Here is a 10,705-nt window from a genome sequence, read left to right as displayed (position 1 = left end):
AGTAGTAGCAGTTTCCGTCAATCCACTGCCAACCGGTGAGCATTCTACCCTTCCAACCATCAGAATTCGGGAAGAGGTAGTATTTGCTGCCATTTACATCCACCCAGCCAGTAGCCATATAGCCGGAATCCAGGAAATAGTACCAGTAAGACTTTCCATTATAGGCTTCATAGCCCCAGCTGTTCTTCGGATAGCTTCCGTCCGGTCTTTTGTACCACCAGCCCTTTTCATCCTGTATCCACTGGCCTCCAGACAAAGAACGATCTACACCAAGTACCTGTCCTGAAAGGCTACTGCTTACTTTAAAGCTTCCGGAACCGCCACCGGAACTTCCCCCTGAGCTAGCGGAGCCACCACTTGATCCACCAGAACTACTGGAGACAGATTTAGAGGTAGAGCCGGAGTTTCCCGTATTGCCGGAGTGATTTTCTTTCTTCTCTACTTTTACCGCATCGAAAAAAGGCGAGGTTAATTTTGTAATAGTTGTCATACCATAATCAGGAATAACCCTGCGGACTTCATAGGGCTCATTATTGACATAAAACTCTGTACCATTGCCATAAACATCATCAGTCTCCGACACTAAGAAACGATAGTTATCAACTGTATAATAAGGACGGATCACGTATTTTACCTGATAACGTCCTGCAGGAAAAGTCATACTCTCCTCCTGAGATGCCCTAATATTCCCATTTTCTCCTAATGCATTTGGATAGCTCTCCAAAAAGAGCTTAAACTGCTCCGGGCTTTCAGGGAAATGATTCATAAAATTAGTTATAAAAGGCTTAGCTATATTGGAACCTTGGATTTCCGTACCATCTGTTAACACAATCTTCTCCACTTGGAGCGTTGCTCTCTTCATAGAATCACCAACCTTAACATTATGGATGTCAAAGCTGGAACGGAGATATACTTTCGCCATAACCTTTGCTTCCTTCACGGTAAAAGTTTCGCTTTCAAAGGTATAATATTTATATTTTGCATCTTCCCGTTGCGTAGCTTTCAAATTGTCCTGATAATAACTATGTACCCCTCTATGATAAAAATACCTTTCTTCCATAGAAACTCTTGTATAAGTAAGTTTTCCATCTCCGTCCTGTTCAGCTATTGGCAAAAGATAATATGGACTCTTTTTTCCTTCAGCAATTGTATATACATAGTGATACTCCCCCGGGGTAAAGTAGTTACGATTATAAGGAACCCACTGACCATTTACTTTCTTTTCCACTTCCCTCTCCGGGAGAATTTTATAAAGATCCGGGCTAGGATTGTTGATAACTCCAGCTCCTCCTCCTCTTAAGGCAATACCTGTTACATTTACCTTTTTCTCCCGAAGCACTTTCATGTGATCTCTTGCGGGAAAATCCCAATCTTCAAATGAAACATGCAAAGTTACAATCTTATTATCAAGTGGTTTTGTCACTGCAGCACTTCTAAATCCTGAATATCCGGAGGTTACCGGAGCAGAATCTGTTCCTCTTATATCTTCTGTAGAGTCCTCTGTAGACTCCCCCTTTCGCTCAGCAAGTTCCTCTGAGTCTTCCGCTTCAGTAGTCGGTACTTCTTCCTCTATGGACGCAGTTTTCCCTTCCACAGCAGTCTCTTCCGGAAAATCGTCTAATCCTTCTACAGTTCCTGCTGTTTCAGCAGTTTTTTCTACCTCCGGAACGTAAGTATCCTTATTGTCTAAAATATCCGCATAGCTTGCAGGGACAAAAAGCCCTGTACAAAGTACCGCACTCAGTCCTAAAGCCAGCATGTTTTTTCTTCTCATCTTGATTATCCTTTTTCCCTGTTATTTTCCAATGTATTCTTACACTTTATTTCCTCTCTGGGAGAATCTTTTACTTCTTTCTATAACAAACTATAAAACTCAATCACAATCTATAATGATTCTGTTTCCATACTTATTTTCATACTTATTTTCCACGTATTTTTATACGTACTTTTATACTTATTTTTATATTTATTTCTATACATATTGTTCCACTTATTTCTACGCTTATTTCTTTATATAGTTTCAGGGAAAGGTTAAAATTTCATGGTAGTAGCCTTTCCCTGATGGGAGATAGACACATTTTCCAACAAGACGCTTTTAAAGCAAATGCTTACTCATCCTGCTGTGTCTTCTCCCTGATTGGTGCCTTAAGCTTTACTACGCCTGAACTAAGAGCTCTGCCCTTTCGATTCTAAGCTTCGTAATCTTTCTTATTGCACACCATATTCAATTTTTCCTTCGGCTTAGTTAGCAGTGCTGTTGATGAAGGTAGATACCTTCTGGCCTACCAGCTCCAAAAGTTCCTTACCTACTGTCTTAAATGCACTTGCTAAGAATACAGCTACTGCAATAAGAATCAGCATAGAGATGAAGTTTGTGTCTCCGTTCTCCTCATGGAAGAAACGATCTACAGCCTTCTCCCCGCGAATTTTTGTTGCTAAAATCATGTCATCAAGTCTGGTCATAAAGACTCCTTTCTCTCAGCGAGACACCGATTCGGTGCTCTTGTGTGATAGTGTTTGATATTTATTTAAAAGTAACCTAAGGCTACTACCATGAACGACTTACTCTTAAAGCAAGAGGAACTGGAACTCTTCGTTCCCCAGACGAATGCTTGCCTTGTCCTGTAAGGGAAGCTCCACATTGCTTACGCATTGCTGTCCGTTTAGGAAGCTATGGTTTGTGGAATTGTTATCCTGCAGAAAATACTGTCCGTTTCTACTGATGATGTTGGCATGGCTTCGGCTGATGGCCTCATTGTCATGAATCACATAATCCACAAATTTTTCTTCTTTTCCCAAACGGAAAATGCTGCCTGTAATAGGAATCCGCTCTCCGTTCTTAATCCGGAGTAGATATGGCTGTTTCGGTGTGTCCGGTGCCTTGGTATAGTTTAATACCGAGGTTTCCTCCCCTCGAAAGCCACTATGCAAAACCGTAGTGTCTCCGAAGTTTCTTCCTCCATTTCCCACAGCTTCTTGCTGATTAGAAAACAGGGGGCTTGGCTTGGCCGGCTGTAAAGTTCCCTTCGCTACCGAAGGATTGCTCTTCGGGATATTCATTCCGGAACCGACCGAAGGATTGCTCTTTGGGATATTCATCCCGGCACCGACCGGAGCGCTGACTTTGGGATTTCCTGCGAAATTTCCTTGGCTATTTACCGGGGCATTGGGCAAGCTTTTTATCCCGGACAAATCCTCCCCCGGCTTGTCTTTTCCGGACTCCTTTCCGGGAACCTGAAATGAAAATCCTCCGGAAGCCGGTTTTTTCGCCTTCGGTGCAGCAGAAGCGGTCTTCGCCTTTCCTCCGGGAAGATTGAAGGAGGCAGCGGATTTTTTCTTTCCGCCCTTCTTCGCCAATTCAATCTTTTTTAAGGCCTCTTTTCTTGCCTTCAGCTGTTTCTGCTGTGCCATATATTCCTTGGCTCTGTTGTTGTTGTAATGCTGTAAGAGGTAGAAAAGAGAGATTCTTTCTTCCTTGGGAATATCATCCGGTACAGGAATATCCGGAATGACTTCCTCCACTGCATTTTCCTGCTTAAGAGCTCCTGCCTGAGATAGGGAGGATTGCTCGAAAAAGCTTGCCGCCGCTCCCCCTACGGAAGAATTTGCAACGGCATTTCCGAACTCGGCTACGCCCTGCTGCAGGCTTTCCTTCGCTGCCGGAGCAAGGGCTGTTCTATCCTTCTTTCCTTCCCTTTCCATCTCTGTCAACAGGTTCAAGAAATCCAGTGAAGAAAATACAGGAATACTGTTTAAGTAATTCAGGATTCTGGTGACATAGCTTCCCTCTTCCGGATTCTCAAACTGTGCCTGGAACATTACAGACTTCAGGAATTCTCTCTGATCCTTCTGCTCTTTTTCATTTTCCACCGGAAGACAGATGCACTCCGTCTCCCCGGTGGATACGTCGGTATAAATCTGGTTCAAATCCAAGAGGATGCAGGCGGGATCCAGCATGTATTCCTCTGCGGATACCATGGCCTCCGTAATCCCCTTGAAAATCCCCATAAAGCTTTGCTTAGTTACCGGCCGGGCAAAAAACTGGTTTGCCGTAATCTTTCCGGTAATGGTGTAACGGATAAAACGCTGTGTATCCATCTGCATATAGTTGGTAGAGGCCAGTCCCTTGGCCTTGTTGCTGGTAAGCATATTCAGACTGATATTGTCCAGCACATCCTCTTCCTTGAGCTGATAAACCAGAAAACTGCTGGCTCCTTGGTTTTCGTATTTGAATTCTTTCATACTATTGCTCCTTTTTGCTTACTTTTCTCCCCACATTTTGGCTTTGGCACTCTGGGTAATATTCATCTTTTTCTTTCCGAACATATCAAACCAGACACCCATTTTATATGTGACGGTAAGGGTAACATCTCCTCCCGAACTTTCGACCTTGAAGTTCATGCCGTCCAAGCCTCTCTCTACCCCGAAGGATTTCAGTTTTTGATTTGCCTTGGAGTCACTGGTGTCTCCGGTCAGGTAGGCTACAAAACGTCTTTTGGCATCATCATTTCCCATACCCAGGGCGGCGCCCATACCTTTTTTGCTTCCCTTATACCAGTCATTAGGGCTGGAAAAGTATTTGCTGGAAAAAAATCTTCTGTAGCCGTCTTGAATAACATCACTGAGGCTACCCCAGAAGCCGTTGGCCCCGTCCAGGCCCGAGGCAATCTGATTGTTGGCATAGGAATCCATGCCCAGGCTGGTTGCGGATTGTACCAGTGCGTGTGCGATTTGGTTTTGGGCGTTAAACACGAAGAAGAAGCCGTTTAATGCCATAAACAAAGCGCAAAAGATAGGAAGAATGATGGCTGCTTCTATGGTTACCGAGCCTTTTTCCGTATTCTCTCGTTTCATCTTTACTCCCTTCTCCTTTAATACGCCAAATCCTTTTGCTTTTCGTAGGGGAAGCCTCCGGTAAGCGTAGGAGATAAATTCATAAATATGTTCAGCTTGTATTTGTTGTCGGAATGTACACTGGTGTAAGCCTTGTTGATGTCGAAATCAAAGTCCTTCTTGTGCTTTTCCTTGGCTTCCAGCTGAATGAGGTTCTGCATCCGGTCTGTATACTGGTCGTAGGGGGTGCATAAAATCATCAAAATAGCGCCGTGGGCAGTGTAGTCCAGCGGGAAATAACCCATCTCGTTTTTATCATTGGTTTTTCCCGAGCCGTCCTGTCCTCCATGCTTGGCAGGATCATCATGGTACACGGCTACTTCCGTGCCGGTGGAGCTACCTCCCCCTCGCTCCCTTTCAAACATCCCGCCTAAGGTTGATTTCTGTTCATCACTCAGATCCAGGATTCCGGCCATGTCTTGTGCCAGATGGGGTAATCCCTTAGTGGAAAGGTACGCCGTGGTCTTGAAAAGCACCTGGGTTCCTCCATTTACCAAAATCACCATATCCAGGAAGGGTTCCAGTAAGAGGAAGATGACGGTGGCTACAATTCGTACCGGTCCCAAACCGGAAAGTGCCTTCAGGATATCCGAGTTAAATACCGCATAGCAATCCACCATCAGGCGAAGCATATAGCCGTCAAAGAAGGCACCGGCCTGGGCAGTGTACTCGGAGTTTGCACCGGTAAGCATATATTCCAGTTCCGCACCCTTAAACATCGGATCCGATCCGGAATTATTCCCTAAAGAGGCGATGTCGCTCATGGCACCCCCTTTTCCACCCTTATCCGATCCGCCTGCCAGGCTAAATACCTTTTGGAAGCTATATCCGGTTAAAGTGGATCCTTTCTTATAGGTCGTTCGATTCGGCAGGTTGTATGCCGCGTAGCCATATAAGAGGAAGGCGTGATAATACTCTTGGTAGTTCACCAGGAACTTCGCCAGATTGATAAAGTGCTCTGCCATCCAGGTTACCAATCCCGCTAAAAACTTTGCCAGATTAATCAAGAAGCTGGCCAATTTTGTAACCATTTTGAAAACATTCGGAATTCCGTAGCAGGCATCCGCAAAATCTATCGCATCCTGTAACATCCCTGTAAATCCGGAAGCCGTTAAGAGGGTTGAGGTATCAAAGGAGCTGGTATGGGCTAATAAAGCCGGATTAATATTGGAGTCCAAACTGTTGTCATAAAAAATCTTCATATCCATCAGCTTTTGTGCCAATCTTCCGACGGCAATAACTTCCTTGACTCCCTCTTGGTCCGCAGTCGCTGATTTATCTAAAACATCTACCAGATCATCCACATACTTAGCCACGTCCTCCTTAAAGCCCTTCATTTCTATCTTTCCTAAAGGAGCGGAAGATAATTCCGACATGGAATGACCGGAAGCGGTGAAGGAACTCAGGGCAGCGGCCTGATTGTTTAAGCTTGTTTTTTCCGCCTCTACAATGGCATCGATTCCTTTTTGAATCTGTTCATTGGCAAAATCTTCCGTGACCTTATGCATTTCCTCAAACCACTTATAGGCATCCGTACCTATGGTTTCCGCCCCTTCTCCATCAGGAATTTCCGCATCTGCGGCAGTTCCTGTTGTTGCCACCTCCGTGCTGCCATTCGCCGGTACTGTGGCTACCTCTGTACCGGTGCCGTTGCCTGCTGCAGGAATGGTAGCAATCTCTGTACCGGTGGAAGCTGCGCTCTCCGTTGCCGCCTCTTTGCTTTCCTCTTTCTTTTTCTTCGTTGCCTCCTTCACTTCACTAAGGTCTTTTTTCACCTTTTCCATCTTCTCCTTTAAATCCTTGGAGGCATCATAAAGGTTTCCAAGACTGGTGCTAAGCTCCTTCGTAGCGGTAGCCAGCTCTCTGGCCGCTGCATCCGCAGCCGCCTCTGCGGCGGGAAGACCTTCCTCCTGCCCACTGTTTCTGATGGATTCAACGGTTTGCATCGCCGTTTGAAAGGCTTGATATTTTGTTTTGTAATTCTGGCATTTCTCCTTGAAGTCCTTCGCCTTCTCCTGAAAATCCTTGACACTGTTAATCATATCCTTGGTGTCATTGGCATAGCCTACCGCCTTGTTCGCCACTTCTGCTCCGGCGTTCAGCTGCTTCATTCCGGGAAGACCGTCCAGCTTCTTCTTAATACGGTCCAGGTCAAAGCCGTCCCACATGGCCTGTGCCATAACCGTATATTCACTGGCCTCATAAATCTGCTGCTTTAGGATAGAGGCGCTACCCAGACTATGCTGTCCGGAAGCCTCCATACTCTGTACGCTTGCCCCCTTGCCCAAAGCATTCATATTGGCCTTCATATAGCCCTGGTAAGTGGTATTGATATCATCCTTTTGAGAAATGGAAAGCAAGTCAAAACGCTCTTCCACATAATCATCGTAATGACCTAAAGTTGAATAGAGGGAGCTTCCCATGACCTCCTTCATTAATTCCTGAATACTTTGAATCCGTGCGTATTCTATGAAAATGAAGGTGGACATTAATAGCGGAGAAACCACTAAGGCTAAAAAGATGGATAGCATGCCCTTCGTCCCGTTGACTTTCCTTTTCAGAAAATGTCGTATTGCTTTTCTTTTTTCTTTAAACCATGCTTTCATATTCTTCTCCCCTATGAAAAAAACTTGTTAAGGCCTTTAACCACCTTGTCCACCGTTTCCAATACAGTTGCAAAGCTCTTCACCTTTTCACTGGCATATTTTGCAAGCTTTACGGAATGGACATAATCCAAGGCATCAAAGTCATTGCAGGCTACCGTCGCATCCAATTGCTTGGTTTCGGAAACGCCGATAAAACGCATTAACTCTCCAAATAAAAATCCATAGTTTTTGTGCATGGTAATTTCAATATGATGTCTTCCGATATCATCATTGGCACGTTCTACTTTAATATCCACCTCACCCTTTGATTTTGCCAGGCTCACATTGGTGAGACGATTGTTCAGAAAATTAGAGGCTCTGGAATTTGCCGCATCGATTCGATCTTGCTTTTTCCCCATAATCCAAAGATAACGATACACACCGATATTCGTAATATCTTCTTCACTCACCAGATTTAAATCCTTCTTGGCAGATCCATACTTGTAATTCTCCGCCACAACCTGCGCGGCCTCATTTGCCGTAACATGGAACATGACATTTTGGTAAAGGTACATACTAAAGCCGATAAAGAACACCAGTATCAGAATACAGAGCAGCATACCGATGGACCATTCAATCATGACGGTGCCATCTTCCCCTTTCTCTCGAAATCCCTTTCTCATCTTGACTCCTTTTCCTTACAGAAAATCCTTTTCCTTTGGCACCGAAGCTTTTCCCTCCGGCACCCTCTTCAGCACTTTTCCTACTGAAGCTTTTTCTTCGCACTAACACTTTTTTGCGAAAGCATTATTTTTCGTCGTAATACTGCTTTCTACGGAAGCTTTATTCTCCGTCGTAGTACTGCTTTTCTCCTAAGATTCCGAATACCTCCTCAAAGTTTTTGTCCAGCCAGGAATCCTTCACAACATAGAAATTGCTCTTTCCGGTAGAAGCGAAGGAATCCGGAAGCACCTTTAAATTTTCAATTTCCTTGGGGAAGTAATAAGAATCCACAGGATCCGCGGCAAAGGCACCGCTACCGATTTCCTTTAAATTCTTGGGCATGTGGACTTCCTTCAGGGACTTGCAATCCTGAAATGCCGCTTCTTCAATACTTTCTACGGAATTGGGAATGCTAATCTTCTCCAGTGCGGAACAGTTTAAGAAGGCGGAGTCCGGAATTACCTTTAACTGTTCTCCCAGGAAATTCACTTCCTTTAAGCTGGTGCAGTCTCTAAAGCCGAACTCGGCAATGCTAGTTACCCCTGCCGGAATATCCAGACTTTCCAGCTTATCGTCAAACTGTACGTCGACCTCGGAGGTCTGATTCTTCGGCAGCACAATCTTCTTTACCTTCTTCAAAAGAGTAAGGCCGTAGCCCAGCTGAAAATCGTCATCACTTTCAAAATACAGTTCTTCCAGCTGCACATCATCATCCGGTCCTAAGCCGGAGTCAAAGGACTTTGCCCGCTTGGGAATCACAATCACCTTCTGCTTAGAACCCTCTTCATTCAGATTGGCAATGGAGTCCTCTCCCATCCATTCGAAATAGTCTTCATTTGCCTTGGCATTGGTTTTCTCATTTCCCTTACCACTGTCTGCCTCCTGCTTGCTGTCTCCCTGAGCACTCTTCTCTTTTCCTCCGTTGCAGGCGGTAAGTCCCAAAGCCAAAGCCAAGATGCCTAAGCCTAACAGTGTTCTTCTCTTCATTTTTATTCCCCTTTCTGATTGTTTTTTTTTGCTTTTTATCTTCTATTACTTTAATTAGCCAACGAACTTCTGTGTATTTCCAAGCTTCTACGTATTCCGCTCTTAAATATTTTCCTTTAATAATTCCTCGAAGAAGGTCTTCTCCGCCAAGGTCTCCACCAGCGCCTCTGTTCCGGCGTGTTCATATCTGGGTACCCCTCCCAGCTCTCGAATGCCGATTTTGGGAAGGCTCTGGCCGGTTTTATTACTGAACTTGTTATACACGGTGTACATTCTCTTCATGATGGGAACGGGGGAATTTTCCTCCTTAATCTGTAAGGCCTGTAGCATTCTTAGGAACTTGTCGTTTCCGATTTCCGATCCGTCTACGGTTAAGACAATGCCGTGCACTCCCCGGTAAACCGCCAAGCTGTCGTCATCAATGGAGAAGTCCCCGTCCAGGATGATAATGTCATAGGAGCCCCCAAGCTTTAGCTCCCGAAGCAGCTTCTGTCTCTCCTCTAAAGAAAGCTCCATCATATCCAGGGCAATCTTTGCTTTGGAGAAGAAGTACACTCCTCTTGGATCCTGACGAACCGCACTTTCCAGCTTTAAACGAAAGTTGGCCTTCTGCTCCTTTAAGGCAAATACCACATCGCTCATATCCAGCTGTCCTCCGGCATGGAAGAAGAGATCCGCCGAGCCGTAGCGCTCCATATTCAAGTACAAAACCCGGTGTCCCGCCTGGGCAAAATGATAGGCACAGGCTGCCGCCATGGTGGAAGCCCCGGTTCCTCCGGCTACAGAGCCGAAGGCAAAGACCTTACAGGGATCTTCTCCGATTTTCAAACCGGTAATGCCCTGAATCCGCTCCGCATAAAGGCTTAAAATCTGCTTATAAATCAGATCCGCCTTCTGGTACTTGGAGATAGCCGCCTCGTCCTTATAGCTTTCGATTTCCGCGGACTCCACGAAATACGCAAAGCTGCACTGCTTGGGAAGAAGGGCTGTGTTGATGTCAAAGGAGGCATCCGCCACCAGCACATCCATCTTTACCTCCCGAACGGTCTTCAAGGCCAGTTCTTCGTCGGTAAAGGAATACAGCTCAAACTTCTCTCCAAAGCGGGTGCTAAACACCGTTACGATTCTTTGTAAGTATTCCTTGTCCTGTTCCAAAATCGCTAATTTGATTTTCATTTCCTTCTCCTTTGCTTTTTTCCAGCTTTTTTATATATCTACAGCTTTTTTAATACGTGTTTTTTTAGATGTCCGATGATTTGAGAGCTGTCGGCTGACCTCCATTGCTTCTGCTTCCTATCTTGTTAACCGGGGCTCCCCGCTATCTTCCTTCCATCTGCGCCCTATCCTGCTGCCGGAGCCCCTCCTTCTGCAGGGGGTGCTTCTCCCCCTTCCGGGGGAGCTGCCGCTGCCGTTTCTCCCCCTTCTGCAGGGGCTTCCGGTGCCGCTTCCGGCGCTGCCTCCCCGCCTTCTGCCGAGGCTTCCGATGCTGCTTCTGTTCCTTCTGTCGGAGCTTCGGT

The 10,705-nt window shown here is 45.6% G+C and carries 8 protein-coding genes; all 8 read right to left on the bottom strand.

Going from position 1 to position 10,705, the window contains the following annotated elements:
* Window positions 1-1,774, bottom strand: a 1,774-nt coding sequence (locus ACO4PX_RS05250; protein ID WP_485571834.1) for an N-acetylmuramoyl-L-alanine amidase family protein, incomplete at its 3' end; no start/stop codon positions are given.
* Between the two features lie 467 nt (window positions 1,775-2,241).
* The gene (locus tag ACO4PX_RS05245) at window positions 2,242-2,463 is read right to left on the bottom strand and encodes a hypothetical protein (protein ID WP_314634406.1); all 222 of its coding nucleotides are present in this window, start codon (window positions 2,461-2,463) and stop codon (window positions 2,242-2,244) included.
* Between the two features lie 105 nt (window positions 2,464-2,568).
* Window positions 2,569-4,242 carry a DUF6382 domain-containing protein gene (locus ACO4PX_RS05240; RefSeq protein WP_485543639.1) on the bottom strand — a complete coding sequence of 558 codons (1,674 nt, stop codon included), beginning with the start codon at window positions 4,240-4,242 and terminating at the stop codon, window positions 2,569-2,571.
* An 18-nt stretch (window positions 4,243-4,260) separates the two neighbouring features.
* Complete coding sequence (locus ACO4PX_RS05235) at window positions 4,261-4,854, bottom strand: TadE/TadG family type IV pilus assembly protein (RefSeq protein WP_308580218.1); 594 nt, start codon at window positions 4,852-4,854, stop codon at window positions 4,261-4,263.
* A gap of 17 nt (window positions 4,855-4,871) precedes the next feature.
* Complete coding sequence (locus ACO4PX_RS05230) at window positions 4,872-7,499, bottom strand: hypothetical protein (protein ID WP_485571832.1); 2,628 nt, start codon at window positions 7,497-7,499, stop codon at window positions 4,872-4,874.
* A gap of 11 nt (window positions 7,500-7,510) precedes the next feature.
* Window positions 7,511-8,161: a hypothetical protein gene (locus ACO4PX_RS05225; protein WP_183683687.1), complete on the bottom strand. Its 651-nt coding sequence runs from the start codon at window positions 8,159-8,161 to the stop codon at window positions 7,511-7,513.
* Between the two features lie 160 nt (window positions 8,162-8,321).
* Window positions 8,322-9,188 (bottom strand): leucine-rich repeat domain-containing protein, encoded by an 867-nt coding sequence (locus ACO4PX_RS05220; RefSeq protein ID WP_485571830.1) that lies wholly within the window; start codon window positions 9,186-9,188, stop codon window positions 8,322-8,324.
* Between the two features lie 102 nt (window positions 9,189-9,290).
* Entirely contained in the window at window positions 9,291-10,364 is a 1,074-nt protein-coding gene (locus tag ACO4PX_RS05215; protein ID WP_455016512.1) for a P-loop NTPase family protein, read from the bottom strand.
* Window positions 10,365-10,705 lie beyond the last annotated feature (341 nt).

Source organism: Oribacterium sp., from assembly GCF_057249185.1.
The sequence above is the reverse complement of the archived record's forward strand: the minus strand, read 5'-3'. Positions and strand labels throughout refer to the sequence as shown.

Bases quoted from the DNA above. Each gene is read 5' to 3' on its own strand.
- ACO4PX_RS05245 (WP_314634406.1), bottom strand. From the start codon at position 2,463: ATGACCAGACTTGATGACATGATTTTAGCAACAAAAATTCGCGGGGAG.
- ACO4PX_RS05240 (WP_485543639.1), bottom strand. From the start codon at position 4,242: ATGAAAGAATTCAAATACGAAAACCAAGGAGCCAGCAGTTTTCTGGTT.
- ACO4PX_RS05235 (WP_308580218.1), bottom strand. From the start codon at position 4,854: ATGAAACGAGAGAATACGGAAAAAGGCTCGGTAACCATAGAAGCAGCC.
- ACO4PX_RS05230 (WP_485571832.1), bottom strand. From the start codon at position 7,499: ATGAAAGCATGGTTTAAAGAAAAAAGAAAAGCAATACGACATTTTCTG.
- ACO4PX_RS05225 (WP_183683687.1), bottom strand. From the start codon at position 8,161: ATGAGAAAGGGATTTCGAGAGAAAGGGGAAGATGGCACCGTCATGATT.
- ACO4PX_RS05220 (WP_485571830.1), bottom strand. From the start codon at position 9,188: ATGAAGAGAAGAACACTGTTAGGCTTAGGCATCTTGGCTTTGGCTTTG.
- ACO4PX_RS05215 (WP_455016512.1), bottom strand. From the start codon at position 10,364: ATGAAAATCAAATTAGCGATTTTGGAACAGGACAAGGAATACTTACAA.